Annotated in this window: 14 protein-coding genes, 3 tRNA genes and 1 pseudogene; 11 read left to right on the top strand and 7 right to left on the bottom strand. The window is 69.5% G+C overall.

The window, feature by feature from the left end:
* Nucleotides 1-236 precede the first annotated feature (236 nt).
* Nucleotides 237-371 (top strand): DUF5937 family protein, encoded by a 135-nt coding sequence (locus tag ACIBTS_RS05830; RefSeq protein WP_398431722.1) that lies wholly within the window; start codon nucleotides 237-239, stop codon nucleotides 369-371.
* 169 nt (nucleotides 372-540) lie between these two features.
* Here ACIBTS_RS05830 and ACIBTS_RS05825 read toward each other — a convergent pair whose 3' ends face one another.
* On the bottom strand, nucleotides 541-678 hold the full coding sequence (locus ACIBTS_RS05825; RefSeq protein WP_334478306.1) for a hypothetical protein: 138 nt from the start codon (nucleotides 676-678) through the stop codon (nucleotides 541-543).
* Between the two features lie 403 nt (nucleotides 679-1,081).
* On the opposite strand from ACIBTS_RS05825, the gene ACIBTS_RS05820 reads away from it, so the two are divergent.
* The 6 genes and pseudogenes from ACIBTS_RS05820 to ACIBTS_RS05795 all read left to right on the top strand — a co-directional run.
* Nucleotides 1,082-1,258 (top strand): hypothetical protein, encoded by a 177-nt coding sequence (locus ACIBTS_RS05820; RefSeq protein ID WP_398431723.1) that lies wholly within the window; start codon nucleotides 1,082-1,084, stop codon nucleotides 1,256-1,258.
* 284 nt (nucleotides 1,259-1,542) lie between these two features.
* Entirely contained in the window at nucleotides 1,543-2,586 is a 1,044-nt protein-coding gene (locus ACIBTS_RS05815) for an IS630 family transposase (protein ID WP_399316872.1), read from the top strand.
* A gap of 243 nt (nucleotides 2,587-2,829) precedes the next feature.
* On the top strand, nucleotides 2,830-3,729 hold the full coding sequence (locus ACIBTS_RS05810) for a serine hydrolase (RefSeq protein WP_399316871.1): 900 nt from the start codon (nucleotides 2,830-2,832) through the stop codon (nucleotides 3,727-3,729).
* Between the two features lie 353 nt (nucleotides 3,730-4,082).
* Nucleotides 4,083-4,232 (top strand): hypothetical protein, encoded by a 150-nt coding sequence (locus ACIBTS_RS05805; protein WP_398431725.1) that lies wholly within the window; start codon nucleotides 4,083-4,085, stop codon nucleotides 4,230-4,232.
* A gap of 574 nt (nucleotides 4,233-4,806) precedes the next feature.
* Nucleotides 4,807-5,157 carry a hypothetical protein gene (locus tag ACIBTS_RS05800; protein ID WP_398431726.1) on the top strand — a complete coding sequence of 117 codons (351 nt, stop codon included), beginning with the start codon at nucleotides 4,807-4,809 and terminating at the stop codon, nucleotides 5,155-5,157.
* Nucleotides 5,158-5,802: 645 nt separating this feature from the next.
* Nucleotides 5,803-5,999 (top strand): annotated as a pseudogene (locus ACIBTS_RS05795) (sulfite exporter TauE/SafE family protein); the annotation flags it as partial.
* 499 nt (nucleotides 6,000-6,498) lie between these two features.
* On the opposite strand, the gene ACIBTS_RS05790 reads toward ACIBTS_RS05795, so the two are convergent.
* The 3 genes from ACIBTS_RS05790 to ACIBTS_RS05780 all read right to left on the bottom strand — a co-directional run bounded on the left by ACIBTS_RS05790 (nucleotide 6,499) and on the right by ACIBTS_RS05780 (nucleotide 6,902).
* Nucleotides 6,499-6,572: transfer RNA gene (locus ACIBTS_RS05790), tRNA-Ile, on the bottom strand.
* Between the two features lie 179 nt (nucleotides 6,573-6,751).
* A tRNA-Asn gene (locus ACIBTS_RS05785) sits at nucleotides 6,752-6,824 on the bottom strand.
* 5 nt (nucleotides 6,825-6,829) lie between these two features.
* A tRNA-Asn gene (locus tag ACIBTS_RS05780) sits at nucleotides 6,830-6,902 on the bottom strand.
* 156 nt (nucleotides 6,903-7,058) lie between these two features.
* On the opposite strand from ACIBTS_RS05780, the gene ACIBTS_RS05775 reads away from it, so the two are divergent.
* From ACIBTS_RS05775 to ACIBTS_RS05760, 4 genes are all read left to right on the top strand, one after another.
* The gene (locus tag ACIBTS_RS05775; RefSeq protein ID WP_143688256.1) at nucleotides 7,059-7,364 is read left to right on the top strand and encodes a YtxH domain-containing protein; all 306 of its coding nucleotides are present in this window, start codon (nucleotides 7,059-7,061) and stop codon (nucleotides 7,362-7,364) included.
* Between the two features lie 115 nt (nucleotides 7,365-7,479).
* A complete protein-coding gene (locus ACIBTS_RS05770) occupies nucleotides 7,480-8,934 on the top strand; it encodes an FGGY-family carbohydrate kinase (protein ID WP_399316869.1) in 1,455 nt (484 codons plus the stop codon).
* Between the two features lie 145 nt (nucleotides 8,935-9,079).
* On the top strand, nucleotides 9,080-10,813 hold the full coding sequence (locus ACIBTS_RS05765; RefSeq protein WP_399316867.1) for an ABC transporter ATP-binding protein: 1,734 nt from the start codon (nucleotides 9,080-9,082) through the stop codon (nucleotides 10,811-10,813).
* Nucleotides 10,813-12,741, top strand: coding sequence for an ABC transporter ATP-binding protein (locus tag ACIBTS_RS05760; protein WP_399316865.1), 1,929 nt, complete (start codon nucleotides 10,813-10,815; stop codon nucleotides 12,739-12,741). Before ACIBTS_RS05765 ends, ACIBTS_RS05760 begins: the two co-directional genes overlap by 1 nt.
* Before the next feature lie 94 nt (nucleotides 12,742-12,835).
* Here the strand turns inward: ACIBTS_RS05760 and ACIBTS_RS05755 are convergent, their stop codons facing one another.
* The 3 genes from ACIBTS_RS05755 to ACIBTS_RS05745 form a co-directional block, all read right to left on the bottom strand.
* Nucleotides 12,836-14,164: an RNA polymerase sigma factor gene (locus ACIBTS_RS05755; RefSeq protein ID WP_399316864.1), complete on the bottom strand. Its 1,329-nt coding sequence runs from the start codon at nucleotides 14,162-14,164 to the stop codon at nucleotides 12,836-12,838.
* Between the two features lie 81 nt (nucleotides 14,165-14,245).
* Nucleotides 14,246-16,135 carry a DNA primase gene (gene dnaG, locus ACIBTS_RS05750; protein ID WP_399316863.1) on the bottom strand — a complete coding sequence of 630 codons (1,890 nt, stop codon included), beginning with the start codon at nucleotides 16,133-16,135 and terminating at the stop codon, nucleotides 14,246-14,248.
* Nucleotides 16,136-16,175: 40 nt separating this feature from the next.
* Complete coding sequence (locus tag ACIBTS_RS05745; RefSeq protein ID WP_319676942.1) at nucleotides 16,176-17,441, bottom strand: FAD-dependent oxidoreductase; 1,266 nt, start codon at nucleotides 17,439-17,441, stop codon at nucleotides 16,176-16,178.
* Between the last annotated feature and the right edge of the window lie 30 nt (nucleotides 17,442-17,471).

Here is a 17,471-nt window from a genome sequence, read left to right as displayed (position 1 = left end):
CTCCGACGCGACCAGGGCGGTCGCCGCCAGGCCGTAGCGAGGGCCGCCAACGGCCTCGCCGAGCAAGGCGCAGCGATGGGCCGGCACCAGGAGTACACCAGAACGACAGAGCTGATCAGGACCTGTAGGACCTGAGCGCCGATGAGCAGTTGGATGACGTCGCCCGGATCGCGTCCGAGACGGGAAAGCCAGCCGAGGTGCTGACGTGAGCAGGCTGCGAACCTACACGTCCCGTCATGCCGGTCGTGATCGTCCTGGAGGGGGCCGCCGCCGACCGCTTGACTGTCACCGTGTCGCTCGCGGAACTGACGGCGAGCTTCCACGTCCTGACCGAACACACCCATCACACCGAACACGCGCTCTGGGCATAGACGACCAGCCGCGACGTCCCGGCCTCACCCCGGGCCGGCCTGCGTCGCTTCGCCCCGCCGTGTACGGCGCTGCGCTGGCGGGGCATCTCCCCGGGGCTGAACGCACCCCTGCCGGAACTGGCGACGGACCGGTGTTCGCCGAACCCACCGCCTGCACCTGCGCCAGCGGCTACCGCAGCTTCGGCTTCAGCCGCCTGCTCCACAACCCGGCACGGCCGCCGCGCCGCGCCGGGCGGCCTCCGGTCTGCCGGAACCGCAACCGGCCCTCGCCGAAGACCTGCTGCGCGACCCGAAGCAAACTGCGCACCGACATCCTCGACCTCTGCCGCCGCGTCTTCTTCGCCGGCCTGTGGGCGACGACCGAGCCCGCGCTCACCCGTGCCGCACACCTCGCGCGGCAGCGGCTCGCGGACGAGGGACCGGAGGCGGCCCTGCTCTCATCAGCCCGTCCAGCGCACGGCCGACCGGTCCATCGCGGGTCGCCTTCGACAAGTGCTCCACGCGGTGATCAGCCCGGCCCGTACGCCGATCCTGCTCATCTTCACCCGATACGGCGCCGCCGCACCTGCTCGTGAAGGACGAACCGGAACTCCCACCGGTCGTCCACTTCCCGGTGAAGCCCCGGGGACGGGCGTCACCTTGGCCCGCAGCCGCATGCTCGCGCTCACCGATCCGCGCCGCGTCCGGCTGCGCCGGCTCATCGCCAGGCGATGACCACGGCCGACCTCGCGGGCCAGCAGTCGATGACCCGCCCCCAGGTTTCCCGTTGCCTTCGCGCCCTGGGGCTCGTGCGAGTGGAACGCAACCGGCGCTACGTCCACCACGGTCTCGACCTCGCGGCGGTCGAGCGCATCGGCAGGGACGTGGCCACGGGCCTGCAGCACTGAAGGCGACGGCATGACGACCCGATACCCGATCCTCCGCCACCGCGAACTGCGACCTCGGCTGCGGTGGAGCGCGTGGCGCGAGCGGCGCGCTCCGCTGGTAGCAAGGCCGGTGGAGTCCTCGCGCACGAGATCGACGGGGAGCACAGGACGGGGGCCGACAACACGGCGCGGGCCACGGCCGACTCCGCGGCACATCAGGAGGATCACAAACCGGCCCGCGGCCGATTCCCCTTCCAGCACATATTGATCCGAAACGGTAGGTGTTCTGAGTCGTTGATCCCTGCGTGAGTGAACTGGTGGGGGACGCAAGGCAGTTGTCGCCGTCGGCGCAGGAGGCCCTTCGGCTGCGGGCGGTGGCCGCGTTGGTGGCCGGCCGGACGCGTGAGGATGTCGCGGCGGTGTTCCAGGTCTCGCTCAAGGCCGTGGACAACTGGTGGGCGAAGTGGCTTGCCGGCGGACGCGAGGCGCTTGTGGCCCGGCCGCGTGGGCGCCGGGTCGGGGAACATCAGGTTCTCGACGCGGTCGAGCAGCAGGCGGTCCGGCAGGCCGTACTGGATCACCGGCCCGGTGACCTGGGGCTGGCGGGGCAGCTGTGGACACGTGCCGGTGTGGGGGACCTGATCGCGAAGCTGTACCGGGTGCGGCTGACCGAGCAGGGCGTGGGCAAGTACCTGCGCCGCTGGGGCCTGTCGTTCCAGCGCCCGGACAAACGGGCCGTCGAGCAGAATCCGGAGGCGGTGCGCGTCTGGCGGGAGGAGACCTGGCCGGCGATCCGCGCGAAGGCGAAAGCCGATGGCGGCGAAATCCTCTTCGCCGACCAGGTCGGCATCCGCTCCGACCAGGTCACCGGCCGCACCTGGGGCGCCAAGGGATGCACCCCCATCGTGCGCCGTTCGGGCAACCGGTTCTCGGTGAACGCGATGTCCGCGATCAGCACGAAGGGCCGCATGCACTTCATGGTGTTCACCGAGACCTTCGACGCCGACGTCATGTGCCGCTTCCTCGACCGGCTCGCAGGCCACTTCGACCACAAGGTCCACCTCGTCGTGGACGGCCACTCCGCCCACCGCTCCCGCAAGGTCCGCACCTGGCTCGCCGACCACCCCGACCGGATCGAGTTGCACTTCCTGCCCTCGTACTCGCCCGAGCTCAACCCCGACGAACTGGTCAACGCCGACCTCAAACGCAGCCTGCCGATGCACAGCCGGGCCCGCGACCAGGCCCAACTCGCCACCGAGACCCGCCGGTTCTTCCACCGCCGCCAACGCCAACCACACATCGTCCGCGGCTACTTCGGCGGCCCACACGTTCGCTACACCCTCGAATAGAACCCTTTGAGTTTCGGATCAATAGAGGACACCCGGCATGATCAGAGGAAACGAAGATCGCCATCTCGGGTTTCACGGAACCCGCGACGGAGCCGGTATGCCGAGGCCACGACCGCATGGGCCTTCTCACAATTCGGGCCGGAATGCGTTCGTAGTGACAGGGGCCACTTCACCTCGCGCGCGTTATCTCTACCTTTACCATGCACTTTCCCTTTGTCGACCCACTGCGAGGCCTGCCCGACTATGTCCCACCCGCGCTCCATACCGTATTCGAAGACCTCAGCCAGGCGCCGCGGAAGCCGCATCGGCGCCTGCACCGGTGTGCTCCTGGCCTCGGTGACGACCCTCTTCTCCCTTGGCGCCCTGCACGCGGCACCCGCGGCCGCCGCGCCCGCGCTGTCGGCGCACACCCAGGCCACGGCCGGCGTCAACGCCGCGATGCAGGCTCAGAGCAAGGCACGCGTGACAGCGGCCGTGCTCCGCCTCGACGCTGGGAGCCGGAAGCCGTCGCTGTACGGCCCGGACGCCCTGTACGACACCGCCAGCATCATCAAGGTCGACATCCTCGCGACACTGCTGCTGCAGGCTCAGGACACGGGCCGACATCTCACCGCCCATGAACGCGCCCTGGCCGAACCGATGATCCGCAACAGCGACAACGCGGCGGCGAACCTCCTGTGGCGCGAGATCGGCCAGGCACCGGGCCTGGATGCGGCCAACAAACGTCTGGGACTGACCTCGACCAAGGGTGGTCACGGCCCGAAGTGGGGGCTGACGCGGACGACGGCGAGTGACCAGATCAGGCTCCTGCTCTCCGTGTTCGACGGCGCTGCGACGTCGAAGACTGACTCCCCGCTGAACAAAGAGTCCCGGACCTACGTCCAATCCTTGATGAGCCGTATCGCGAGCGATCAGGCGTGGGGGGTCTCGACGGCCTCCGGCGCGGAGTACGCATTGAAGAACGGCTGGCTGCAGCGCAACACCACCGGACTCTGGGACGTCAACAGCGTCGGCCAGGTGACAGTGGACGGACACCGGTACCTCGTCACCGTGCTGTCGGACGGCAGCGCGTCGATGAGCGACGGCATCTCACTGGTGGAGCGGGCGGCCCGACAGGCCGTGACCGCGACCGCCCGCTCCTGATGGGCAGACCCGTCCTACCTGTCCGCACGCGTCACGCCTGAGTCGGTCGCCGACTGGGCTCAACGCCCTCTTGCGCACAGCTTCGGAGGCCGTTCATGAGCGACCTCGCGCCCCCTGCCGCAGGGCTTCTGCACCGAAAAACCGGTGCCCCAGCTCCAGGAGAGCCGGCGCACCTTCGCGGACTACCGCGGCACCTTCACCTTCCTGCTCGGCTTCGCAGAGCGGCGAACCGGACGGCGGCCGACCCGCTTGAGCATCGCCGACCTGGACGCACTGACGAACGGCGCGTTCCTCAAGCACCTCGAAGCAGTCCGCGGCACTCCGCGGCGACCCGCCACGTCTGTCACACCGCGATGCGCTCGTTCCCGCACTACGAGGCCTACGGACACCCGAACGCGCGGCGCGATCCAGCGGGGCGCGAACGCTTCGACCGGGCCAAGGTCAACCACCTCACCACCACCGAGACCGACGCCCTCGTCGCGGCACCGGACCGCAGCCCCTGAAGCGGACGCCGCGACCACGCCCTGCTCCCATAATCGGCTGCAAACCTGCTAAATAGTGGCCTATGGCTGAAAATCGATCAAAAGGATATTCGGGCTTGTCATTACCCAGCCCAGCCCCTGGGTGCGGCGTCTCTCGCCAGAGCCGGGGCCGCTCCGTCAGGCGTACAGGGCTCTCGTTCCCGCGCCGTGGCGGCCCGGCGCACCTTCCGGGCAAGGAGGGGACTGATTGATGCGTGACTTCGGACAGCCGGCATCACCGGTCGGTCGCCGGACGGTACCGCTGGCGGCGGGTGGAATGGCATTCGGCGCCGCAGGCTTTTCCAGTGACCGCCCTCATGCCACCGCAGCGGAAAGCCCCGGAAGCCCGTCGGGACTCGCGCGCGCCACGTCGTGGCATCCCAGCCCTGATGATGTCGATCCGCAGGTCAAGCCGCGCGCCATACAGCTCATCGAGGCTCTCGGCAACTGGCGCGTCGGGGGAAGATGACGCGATTCCCCAGGGTGTCGTCCCTGAGATCGGGCACCGGCCCCTTGCCGTGGGAACCTGGATGGATGGCTGATCGTCCTCTTGGGCATGCCTCGAGTGCTCATTCTTGGAATCGACCCACGTGCAGTGCCCGGTATGGACGGAGACGCCCTTCGAGCGGCCCTTGACCAGGAACTGGCGCGATTCGGCAAACACGCCATCGATGCGTCCATGACGCTGATCGAGCTGGATGAGTCGGCAGAGCCGGCGATCGTCGCAGCACTGTCCGAGCACGACTGGGACGTCGTCGTCATCGGGGGTGGGATCCGCAAGCCGGAACCGCTTCTGCCGCTCTTTGAGCAGGTCGTGAATCTGGTCCGGCGTCATGCGCCGAAGGCTGCGATCGCGTTCAACACGAGCGGCGGCGACAGCGTCGAGTCAGCCAAGCGGTGGCTGTAAGCCCGAAGTCGCCGACAGGCTTCGGCGGCGGTGGAAGTATGGGCTCAGGGCCGCGAGTCCGGCCGGGCAAGGCCAAGGTGATGGCCCCGCCCTTGAGAACGATCAGTCCCGCTGGGCTTCGAGGGAGGCCGACTGCCCGCTTCTCCAGGTGCTTCGACGGGTGATTCGCCTGGTCATCAAGGTGATCGCGGCCCAGGTGACGAGCGATTCCGAGTGCTGGATGAGCCGTTCGTAGTCCCGCGCCCACGGATAGTGGTCGCAGACCTCCGGAAATCCTGCGTCCCCAACACGTCCCCACGATCATGAAAATGAGGTCAAGGAGATGGTGCCGGCTCGTCGGCTCAGGCCCCGCTGGCCAGCGTCGCGAACGCGTCCCGGAGGGACACGCATACCCGGTTCAAGGACCTTCCCGCCATCTGGGGAGAGGGCCTCGGAGCCATGCGCAGCGGATTTGCCTTCCAACGCGCGGCGATGCAAGGGCAGATGGATCGCTCCCCAAGTAGCGGAGCCGACATTTACCCTCCGTCACCTCAACAACGGCGCCGTACGGGCTGTACCCACGCCCGGGGCCGGCCGGGCACCTCCAAGGTGCCGAGCCCGAGTGGAAGCTGCCCCCGCGTACTTGGGACAGCTCCGCATGTGCGAAGCCTGCTCTCCCTCACTGCCACAGGCGACGTCGCCCCGGATAGCCACTGGGCCTTCCCTGCGGCCTCGGAGGCCTTGCCGGCCGCTACCTCGGCGCCCACCTCCCACCGCTCCTGCCCGAGAGCGCACTTCGGCTCCTGCTGGGCACCCTCGCCACCGGAATCGACACGCTCTACACGGTCCAGATCCTGCGCTGACCACGCACGACTCAGGCCCCGTAGCCACGGCCGGGCCGCCACCGGACACGGTGTTCGCCTCGACCCGGCACCGGCATTCGCAACACGACGCCGAGCGACTGCGGGACCGCAGCCGAGCGACGCATCGCCCAGACCGGACAGTTTTCAGTTCGGGCAGTTTCCATGAGCTCCAGCAGCGAAGAGCGGGAGCCACACTGCGCCGCGCGGTGCCGACCCCCTACCCGCCCTCAGGCGACGCCGGCGCGGCGGACGGAGCGACACCTTCCGTTTCCCTGCGTCCTAGCAGCGTCCCGACTCAAGCGCCCCAGCCACTCACGGAAGCCACCTGCGGCGACTTCTCCGGTTACGCTCCGAGGCATCTGTGCAGGTCAGAGCAGTTCGGACTCTCGCTGGCGACAACGCTGCCGAACCCACGAGCAGCGGATTCAGTCCGTTGAGGCAAAGTTGACGCTCCAGCACCCAAAAATGAACGTTTCCGCAGGTCAGAGACCTGCACAAGTGGGGCGGGTGGGACTCGAACCCACGGCCGACGGATTATGAGTCCGCTGCTCTAACCGGCTGAGCTACCGCCCCATAGCGGCGTGTCGCGTACATGTGTGCGCGCCGTCTGCCGCAGCATAGCCGCTCATACGATCTCACGCTTCGGCTGGTAGACCTTGCACGACCAGGAGGACTGCGCCCTGGCCTGCACGGTTCCCGTAGGCGTGAGACCGACATGAAAAAGGACCCCCATGGGGTCCTCGTTCACGATGCTCCCCCGACTGGACTCGAACCAGTAACCTGCCGGTTAACAGCCGGCTGCTCTGCCAATTGAGCTACGGAGGACCGAGCTCCCCCGACTGGACTCGAACCAGTAACCTGCCGGTTAACAGCCGGCTGCTCTGCCAATTGAGCTACGGAGGAATGCCTCGTTGCATCGAACGTACCTACCTGGGTATCCGCCAGGGGGCGCTCGCTCGCTGCGACACATACATTAGCGCAAGCTGGGGGGTGCTCCGCCAATCGGTTCCCCCGGCGCCGATGCCGTGCCAGGGACCTACACGAGGGAAGGTGGCCGTCATGCGCTACAAGCTCACGTTCGTCGTCGGGCTGGCTCTGGGTTACGTACTGGGCACGCGTGCCGGGCGCGAGCGCTACGAGCAGCTGAAGAAGTCGGCGCAGCAGGTCGCCCAGAACCCCGCGGTGCGCAACACCGCCGAGACCGCCGCCCACCAGGGCCGCCAGTACGCGGGCAAGGCGTACCACGTGGTCAGCGAGAAGGTCGGCGACCACATGCCCGAGTCGGTCGCGGGCCGGGTCCGCGCCCTGAAGGAGCGCAGCGCCCACAACGGCGGAGGCGACGACTGGGGCACCAGCAACACGTAACGGCATCTCTGTGCGCGGGCGCGACCAGCCAGAACGCGCCCGCCGCGCAAGAACAGACCCAGTCATACGCTCTCCACGGCCAAACCCAAGCGGAGTGTGCGGCAGAATTTTCGCCATGGGGATAGTCGCCGGGTTGGACAGTTCGCCCGATTTCACTCGTATCGTCGTCTGCGACGCGGACAGCGGAGCCGTGCTGCGGCAGGGATATGCGCCGCATCCGATGGAAGGCGTTGAGAGCGGTGGGCGGCCCTCCGATGTCGATCCGCAGGCCTGGCTGCTGTCCCTGGGCGAGGCCGCGGGCGGTGGGCTGCTCGAAGGGGTGCAGGCCATCGGGGTGTCCTCGCAGCAGAACGCCGTCGTGCCGCTGGACTCGCAGGGCAACACCGTGCGTCCGGCGATGGTGGGCGGTGACAAGCGGGCGCAGGTCGCGGCGGCCGACCTGGTCGACGCGCTCGGCGGGCGCGAGGCCTGGGCGCAGGCGGTGGGGTGTGTGCCGCAGGCGGCCCAGCCGGTGACCAAGCTGCGCTGGCTGGCGAAGAACGAGCCGGACGCGGCCGCGCGGACCGCCGTGCTGCTCCAGGCGCACGACTGGCTGGTGTGGCAGCTGCTCGGGCGGCCGGTCAGGAGGACCACCGATCGGGGTGGGGCCTCCGGGACCGGGTACTGGTCGGCGGCCACCGGCGGTTATCGGCCGGATCTCGTGGAGCTGGCGCTCGGTCACCAGGCCATGCTGCCCGAGGTGATCGGACCGTCCGACAAGGCCGGTACGACGCCGGAGGGGCTGTTGATCTCCGCGGGCACCGGGGAGACCATGGCCGCGGCCCTGGGGCTCGGGATCGGGCTCGGCGACGCGGTCGTGTCGCTGGGCGCCTCCGGGTCCGTGATGGCCGTGCACCCCGAGGCGCTCGTCGACCAGAGCGGGATGATCACCTCCCTGGCGGACGCGACCGGCATGCACCTGCCCGTCGTCACCACCCTGAACGCCGTACGGACCCTGCGGGGCGCCGCCGAGCTGGTCGGGGCGGCCGATCTGCAGGCGCTGTCGGACCTGGCGATGAAGTCGACGCCGGGGTCGCACGGGCTGGTCATGCTGCCCTATCTGGAGGGTGAGCGGACGCCGAACCTGCCGCACACCGCCGGGACGCTGGCGGGGCTGCGGCGCGAGTCGATGAAGCCCGAGCACTTCGCGCGGGCCGCCTTCGAGGGCATGCTGTGCGGGCTCGCCGACGCGCTCGACGTGCTGCGCGGCCGGGGCGTGGACGTGCGGCGGATCTTCCTGCTCGGGGCGGCGGCCGAGCTGCCGGCCGTGCAGGCGGCGGCGCCCGCGCTGTTCGGGGCGCAGGTCGTCGTACCGCAGCCGGCGGACTACGCGGCGATCGGGGCGGCCCGGCAGGTGGCGTGGGCGCTCGGGGTGTCGCAGGGCACCCTCGATCCGCGGAACCCGCCGGCCTGGCAGGGGGCGGCGGCGCAGGTCCTGGACCCGGGTGAGGAGCTGGCCGTGGGGCAGGCGGTGCGGCAGCAGTTCGTGTCGGTACGGGAGCAGACGCATCCCGGGGCGTTTCGCCCGTAGCGCCCTCCTGGGGCTCTCCACTGAAGGCCGTAAAGACACTGCTGTCGGCTTAATGGGTTGAGGTAACGCGGGTGGAGTGTCCGACGATAGGGGCCAGGGGCAACCGACTGCCCAAGCCCCGCCCGTCGACTCCGAGAGACGTAGCGTGCTCATACGACTGCTGAGGACGTACCTCAGGCCTTATCGAAAACCCATCACCCTGCTGGTGCTGCTGCAGTTCCTGCAGACCTGCGCCACCCTCTACCTGCCCACGCTCAACGCCCACATCATCGACAAGGGCGTCGTCGAGGGGGACACGGGATACATCCTGTCCTTCGGCGGCGTGATGATCGGCATCTCGCTGGCGCAGGTCGTGTGCAACATCGGCGCCGTGTACTACGGCGCGAAGACCGCCTCGGCGCTCGGCCGGGACGTGCGCGCCGGCGTCTTCGACCGGGTGCAGTCCTTCTCCGCCCGGGAGGTCGGCCACTTCGGCGCGCCCACGCTGATCACCCGGACCACGAACGACGTCCAGCAGATCCAGATGCTGGCCCTGATGACGTTCACGCTGATGGCCTCGGCGCCCATCATGTGCGTGGGCGGCATCGTGCTGGCGCTCGGCCTGGACGTGCCGCTGTCCGGGGTGCTCGTCGCCGTGGTGCCGGTGCTGGGCATCTGCGTGACGCTGATCGTGCTGCGGCTGCGGCCGCTGTTCCGGTCCATGCAGGTGAAGGTGGACACCGTGAACCGGGTGCTGCGCGAGCAGATCACCGGCAACCGGGTCATCCGCGCCTTCGTGCGCGACGAGTACGAGGAGGGCCGGTTCCGGAAGGCGAACACCGACCTGACGGACATCTCGCTGAAGACCGGCAACCTGCTCGCACTGATGTTCCCGGTGGTCATGACCACGGTGAACCTGTCGTCGATCGCGGTGGTCTGGTTCGGCGCCCACCGGATCGACAGCGGCGGGATGCAGATCGGTGATCTGACCGCGTTCCTCGCCTATCTCATGCAGATCGTCATGTCCGTGATGATGGCCACCTTCATGTTCATGATGGTGCCGCGCGCGGAGGTGTGCGCCGAGCGCATCCAGGAGGTGCTGGACACCTCGTCGTCCGTGGTGCCGCCGGTGGCGCCCGTCACCGAGCTGCGCCGGCACGGGCATCTGGAGATCCGGGGCGCGGGCTTCCGCTATCCGGGCGCCGAGGAGCCCGTCCTCAAGGCCGTCGAGCTGATGGCGCGGCCCGGGGAGACGACCGCCGTGATCGGCTCGACCGGCAGCGGCAAGTCCACGCTGCTCGGGCTGGTGCCCCGGCTGTTCGACGCCACCGAGGGCGAGGTGCTCGTCGACGGGGTGCCCGTCGCGGAGGTCGACCCGGTGCTGCTGGCCAAGACCGTCGGGCTGGTGCCGCAGAAGCCGTACCTGTTCGCGGGCACGGTCGCCACCAACCTGCGCTACGGCAATCCGGACGCCACGGACGAGGAGCTGTGGCACGCGCTGGAGGTGGCGCAGGCCAAGGACTTCGTCAGCAAGCTGGAGAACGGCCTGGACTCCCCCATCGCGCAGGGCGGGACGAACGTCTCCGGCGGTCAGCGCCAGCGGCTCGCGATCGCCCGTACCCTCGTGCAGCGGCCGGAGATCTACCTCTTCGACGATTCCTTCTCCGCCCTCGACTACGCCACCGACGCGGCGCTGCGGGCGGCGCTCGGGCGGGAGACCGCCGAGGCGACCGTCGTGATCGTCGCCCAGCGGGTGGCGACCATCCGCGACGCCGACCGGATCATCGTCCTCGACGAGGGCCGGGTGGTCGGCACGGGCACGCACCGCGAGCTCATGACGGACAACGAGACCTACCGGGAGATCGTGCTCTCCCAGCTCACGGAAGCGGAGGCTGCCTGATGGCCGGGCCCATGGGGCGCATGATGGCCGGCACCGGTCCCGACAACCGCTCGCTGGACTTCAAGGTGTCGGGCAGGCGGCTGCTCGCCCAGTTCAAGCCGGAACGGCTCACCCTCTACGCGATGCTGGCCTGTGTGACGCTGAGCGTCGGCCTCAGCGTGGTCGGGCCGAAGATCCTCGGCAAGGCCACCGACCTGGTCTTCGCGGGCATCATCGGACGGGAGATGCCGGCCGGGACGAGCAAGACGCAGGTCCTCGACTCGATGCGGGAGCGCGGCGAGGGCAGCGTCGCCGACATGCTCAAGAGCACCGACTTCACGCCCGGCAAGGGCATCGACTTCGACGCGGTCGGCGAGGTCCTGCTGTTCGCGCTCGGCGTGTTCCTCGTCGCCGGTCTGCTGATGGCGGTGGGGACGCGCCTGGTCAACCGGGCCGTGAACCGCACGATGTTCCGGATGCGCGAGGACGTGCAGACGAAGCTGTCGCGGCTGCCGCTGTCGTACTTCGACAAGCGCCAGCGCGGTGAGGTGCTGTCGCGTGCGACGAACGACATCGACAACATCGGGCAGACGCTCCAGCAGTCGATGGGCCAGCTCGTCAACTCGGTGCTGACGATCATCGGTGTGCTGGTGATGATGTTCTGGGTGTCGTGGCTGCTCGCGCTGGTCGCGCTGGTGACCGTGCCGCTGTCGTTCGTCGTCGCCACGCGGGTGGGCAAGCGGTCGCAGCCGCACTTCGTGCAGCAGTGGCGCACCACCGGCAAGCTCAACGCGCACATCGAGGAGATGTACACCGGGCACACGCTGGTGAAGGTGTTCGGCCGCCAGGAGGAGTCGGCCGAGCAGTTCGCCGAGCAGAACGAGGCGCTGTACGAGGCCGGGTTCAAGGCGCAGTTCAACAGCGGGGTCATGCAGCCGCTGATGATGTTCGTGTCGAACCTGAACTATGTGCTGGTGGCGGTGGTGGGCGGGCTGCGCGTCGCGTCCGGCTCGCTCTCCATCGGTGATGTGCAGGCGTTCATCCAGTACTCGCGCCAGTTCTCGATGCCGCTGACGCAGGTCGCGTCGATGGCGAACCTGGTGCAGTCGGGCGTCGCCTCGGCCGAACGGATCTTCGAACTCCTGGACGCGGAGGAGCAGGAGGCGGATCCGGTGGCGGCCGAGCGGCCGAAGGAGCTGCGCGGGCGGGTGGCGCTGGAGGGCGTGTCCTTCCGGTACGACCCGCTCAAGCCGCTGATCGAGGACCTGTCGCTGGCGGTGGAGCCGGGCCACACGGTCGCCATCGTCGGCCCGACGGGCGCCGGCAAGACGACGCTGGTGAACCTGCTCATGCGGTTCTACGACGTCTCCGGCGGGCGCATCACCCTCGACGGCGTCGACATCGCGCGGATGTCCCGCGACGAACTGCGCGCCGGGATCGGCATGGTGCTCCAGGACACCTGGCTGTTCGGCGGCACCATCGCGGAGAACATCGCGTACGGCTCGGCGCGCGAGGTCACCCGCGGCGAGATCGAGGAGGCGGCGCGGGCCGCGCACGCCGACCGGTTCGTGCGCACCCTCCCCGACGGCTACGACACCGTGATCGACGACGAGGGCAGCGGGGTCAGCGCCGGTGAGAAGCAGCTGATCACCATCGCGCGGGCGTTCCTTTCCGACCCGACGATCCTGGTGCTCGACGAGGCCACCAGCTCCGTCGACACCCGCACCGAGGTGCTGATCCAGAAGGCGATGGCGAAGCTGGCGCACGGGCGTACGTCGTTCGTCATCGCGCACCGGCTGTCGACCATCCGGGACGCCGACACGATCCTGGTGATGGAGAACGGCTCGATCGTCGAACAGGGCGCGCACGCCGAGCTCCTCGCGGCCGACGGGGCGTACGCGCGGCTGTACCAGGCGCAGTTCGCGCAGGCGGTGGCCGAGGTCGACTGACGGTCTCCTCGCCGGAGGCTTCTCAAGGGCTTCTCAAGGGGTTCTCAAGGGCTTCTCGGGGGCCGCTCGCATCGGGTGACTGCGAGCGGCCCTTTCAGTCCAGGTAGCCCCGCAGCTGGTCCGCGAAGGCGTGGTCGCGGAGTTTGTTGAGGGTCTTCGACTCGATCTGCCGTATCCGTTCGCGCGTCACGCCGAAAATGCGGCCGATCTCCTCCAGGGTGCGCGGGCGGCCGTCGGCGAGGCCGTAGCGGAGCTGGACCACCTTGCGCTCGCGCTCGCCGAGCGTCGACAGCACGGCCTCCAGGTGCTCGCGCAGCAGCATGAACGCCGCCGACTCGACGGGGCTGGTGGCGTCGCCGTCCTCGATGAGGTCGCCGAGGGCCACGTCGTCCTCCTCGCCCACCGGGGCGTGCAGGGAGACCGGTTCCTGGGCCAGCCGCAGCACCTCGCCGACGCGCTCGGGCGCCAGGTCGAGCTGGGCGGCGACCTCCTCGGCGGTCGGCTCGTAGCCGCGTTCCTGGAGCATGCGGCGCTGGACGCGGACGACCCGGTTGATGAGCTCGACGACATGCACGGGGACGCGGATGGTGCGCGCCTGGTCGGCCAACGCCCGGGACATGGCCTGGCGGATCCACCAGGTGGCGTACGTGGAGAACTTGTAGCCGCGGGCGTAGTCGAACTTCTCGACCGCCCTGATCAGACCGAGGTTGCCCTCCTGCACGAGGTCGAGCATGGTCAGCCCGCGCCCGATGTACCGCTTGGCGACGGACACCACGAGCCGCAGGTTGGCCTCGATCAGCCGCCGCTTGGCCATCCGGCCCATGACGACCAACCGGTCGAGGTCTAGGGCGAGTTCGCTGTCCAGGTCGGGTGCGCCGCTGAGCTTCTCCTCGGCGAACAGGCCCGCCTCCACGCGCCGCGCCAGCTCTACCTCCTCGGCCGCGGTGAGCAGCGGGATCCGGCCGATCTCACGCAGGTACTGGCGGAACAGGTCCGAGGAGGGGCCGCTGTTGTCGGCGGTGCGGGTGCGGGGCGGTACGACGGGCTCGGGGGCCTCTTCGAGCAGCTCGGCGGTCGGCTCGTCCTCCTGCTCTGCCTCCTGCTCGGCCTCCTCCTGGACCGCGGTCCCCGGCTCCGTCGCCGCTTCCGTCTCCGGGTGGTGTGCGGCACGGTCCTGCGGCGGGACCGCGACGAGGACGTCGGTCTCGGCGTCTGCTTCCGTGCCGTCGGCCGTGCCCGTCGGGCCGGTCGGGCCGGTCGTACTGTCGGCGGTGCTGTCGGTGTGGGTCAGGGTCTGGGTCTGCACGGGGGCGACCTCCAGGATGATCGCTGCTGGGGTGAGCAGCAGCGGTACTACGGGAGCGGAGTCGGCGGCCACGCCGCTGTCCGTCCGGGATCGGCCGCGCTCCGAGGACTCAGGCACCGCAACCCAGTGTGGAGTACGACACATCACCGCCACGAGGGGCGTGCGGTGACTTTTTGAGTCCGAGCCGTGACCAGGTGTTCAGAGAGCTGCGGCGCCGTGCGTCTGCAGTGCCTGGTCGTATTGCTGAAGGACCCACAGTTCGTTCTGCACGGCGGCGAAACGGGCCGGGTCGCCTCCGGCGGCAAAGCGGGCGAGCTGGGACTGGATGTCGCGAATGCGGCGTTCCACCGCGCGGCGGCGGACCTGGACGAGCACCCCGCCGGCGTAGATCTCGTCCACCGTGCGACGCATGATCGGTTCAACGGCGAGCTCGGTGACCATGGCGCGGACGGTGTCGTCGGGGGCGGCCTCGCGGACGCGGATCAGGTACTCCTGGCCGTCCCGCGTACCGTATTCGGCTCCGCCCGCTTCCAGGATCACCGCGTGTACGGCGGCGTAGGGCGCGGCGGTGAACTCGTCCATGCCGTAGGCGTCGAAGGCCGGGGAGACCAGCTCCGGGCGCTGCAAAGCAAGCTTCAGCAGCTCGCGTTCCGTCGCGTAGACGGGGTTGCGGAGCGTCAGCGGAGGGCCTCCGAAGGGCTTGGGAGAAGCCGCTTCCAGCTGGGGGGAACGCGCGGGGGCGGACGTCGGGCCCTTGCCGCCGCGCCGGTGCAGGTGACCGACGCGGTCCACCACGAACTCCGGGTCCAGGATGCCGACGAGTCCCGCGAGTTCCACAGCCATCTCGCGCCGCGCGGTGCGCTCCTTGATCCGGGCTGCCACGGGGGCAGCCTCGTCGAGGGCCGCCGCGCGCCCGCCGGGGGTCTCCAGGTCGTAGCGCTGCACGATCTGCTGGAGCGCGAACTTGAACAGTGGGGTGTGCGGTTGGACCAGCTCCGCGACGGCGTCGTCCCCCTTGGCCAGGCGCAGCTCGCACGGATCCATGCCGTCGGGAGCGATCGCGATGTACGTCGAGGCAGCGAACTTCTGGTCGTCCTCGAACGCCCGCAACGCGGCCTTCTGGCCCGCCGCGTCACCGTCGAAGGTGAAGATGACCCGCGCGGTGCCGTTGTCCATCAGCAGGCGGCGCAGGACTTTGATGTGGTCGCCGCCGAAGGCCGTGCCGCAGGTCGCGATGGCGGTCGTCACGCCGGCGAGGTGGCAGGCCATCACGTCGGTGTAGCCCTCGACGACGACCGCCCGGCTGGTCTTGGCGATGTGCTGTTTGGCGAGGTCGATGCCGTACAGCACCTGGGACTTCCGGTAGATCGCCGTGTCGGGCGTGTTGAGGTACTTCGGCCCGTTGTCCGCCTCGTACAGCTTGCGGGCGCCGAAGCCGACGACCTCCCCGCCGATGTCGCGGATCGGCCACATCAGCCGGCCCCGGAAGCGGTCGATCGGCCCGCGGCGGCCCTCCTGGGCGAGCCCGGACAGGAGCAGCTCCTTGTCGCTGAAGCCCTTGCCGCGCAGGAAGCGGGTGAGGTGGTCCCAGCCCTGGGGGCTGTAGCCGACGCCGAAGTGGACGGCGGCGGCCTGGTCGAAGCCGCGCTCGGCGAGGAAGATCCGGCCGGTGTCGGCCTCGGGGCTGGTGGCGAGCTGTTCCGCGTACCACTCGGCGGCGATCTTGTGGGCCTCGACCAGCCGGATCCGTTCGCCGCGCTGGTGGGAGGGGTTGTAGCCGCCCTCCTCGTAGCGCAGGGTGATGCCGGCCTGGCCGGCGAGGCGCTCGACCGCCTCGGAGAAGGTGAGGTGGTCGACCTTCATCACGAACGTGATGGTGTCGCCGCCCTCCTGGCAGCCGAAGCAGTGGAAGAGTCCCTTGCTCGGACTGACCTGGAAGGACGGTGACTTCTCGTCGTGGAACGGGCACAGACCCTTCAGGTTGCCGCCGCCCGCGTTGCGCAACTGGAGGTACTCGGACACCACGGCGTCGATCGGGACCGCGTCCCGTACCGCCTTCACGTCCTCGTCGTTGATCCGTCCAGCCACGAGGTGATTCTACGGGGCGGGGCCGACACTCCCGGGGCCACTACGAGGCCAGGTCCTCCAGGGGAACGTGCGGGTCGGCCAACGCCTCCGTGTTCACCGGGGTTCTCGACGTGATCAGCTTCTGGATCGGCTCTGTGACGTCCCACACGTTCACGTTCATCCCGGCCAGCACGCGGCCCTCCTTGACCCAGAACGCGATGAACTCCCGCTTGCCCGCGTCGCCCCGGATCACCACCTCGTCGTACGTCCCCGGCGGCGCCCACCCGCTGTACTCCATGCCCAGGTCGTACTGGTCGGAGAAGAAGTAGGGCACGCGGTCGTAGGTGACGTCCTTGCCGAGCATCGCGCGGGCGGCGGCCGGACCGCCGTTCAGCGCGTTGGCCCAGTGCTCCACCCGCAGCCGGGTGTCGAAGAGGCCGTGCGGGAAGGACGCGACGTCGCCGGCCGCGTGGATGTCGGGGTCGGAGGTGCGCAGCTGGGCGTCCACGGCGATGCCGCCGCCGTGGGCGCGGTCGGCGAGGGTGAGGCCGGCCGTCTCCGCGAGGCCGGTGCGGGGGGCCGCGCCGATCGCCGCGAGGACGTCGTGCGCCGGGTGCTCCTCGCCGTCGTCGGTGCGGGCGGCGAGGACCATGCCGTCCTGGCCGACGATCTCGGTGAGCCGGGCCCCGAAGTGGAAGCGGACGCCGTGCTCGCGGTGCAGGTCGGCGAAGAGGCCGCCCAGCTCCGGGCCGAGCACTCCGTGCAGCGGGGTCGGCTCCGGTTCGACGACGGTGACCTCGGCGCCGTACTCACGGGCCGCCGCCGCGATCTCCAGGCCGATCCAGCCGCCGCCGGCGATCACGATGTGGCCGTTGTCACGGCCGAGGGCGGCCAGGACGCCCTTGAGGCGCTCGGCGTGCGCGAGCCGCCGCAAGTGGTGCACGCCCGCCAGGTCGGTACCGGGGATGTCCAGCCTGCGCGGCTCGGCGCCGGTGGCCAGGAGCAGCTTGTCGTAGTGGACGAGCGTGCCGTCGTCACCGAAGCGGACCGTCTTCGCGGTGCGGTCGATCGCGTCGACGGTCTGGCCCAGGTGCAGCTCGATGTCGTTCTGCGCGTACCAGGCGGGCTCGTGCACGAAGACGCTCTCGCGCGTCTCCTTGCCGAGCAGGTAGCCCTTGGAGAGCGGCGGACGCTCGTAGGGGTGGTCGCGCTCGTCGCAGATCAGTATCACGCGGCCGGTGAAGCCCTCCGCCCTCAGCGTCTCGGCCGCCTTCGCGCCGGCCAGGCCTCCTCCGACGATGACAAATGTCTGATCCGCGTCGACCACGTGATGCCTCCTCGTAAGCGTGCCGCCACA

This window comes from Streptomyces sp. NPDC050121 (genome assembly GCF_044460385.1).
Lineage (GTDB): Bacteria > Actinomycetota > Actinomycetes > Streptomycetales > Streptomycetaceae > Streptomyces > Streptomyces soliscabiei.
This window is presented reverse-complemented; position numbering and strand designations above follow the sequence as displayed.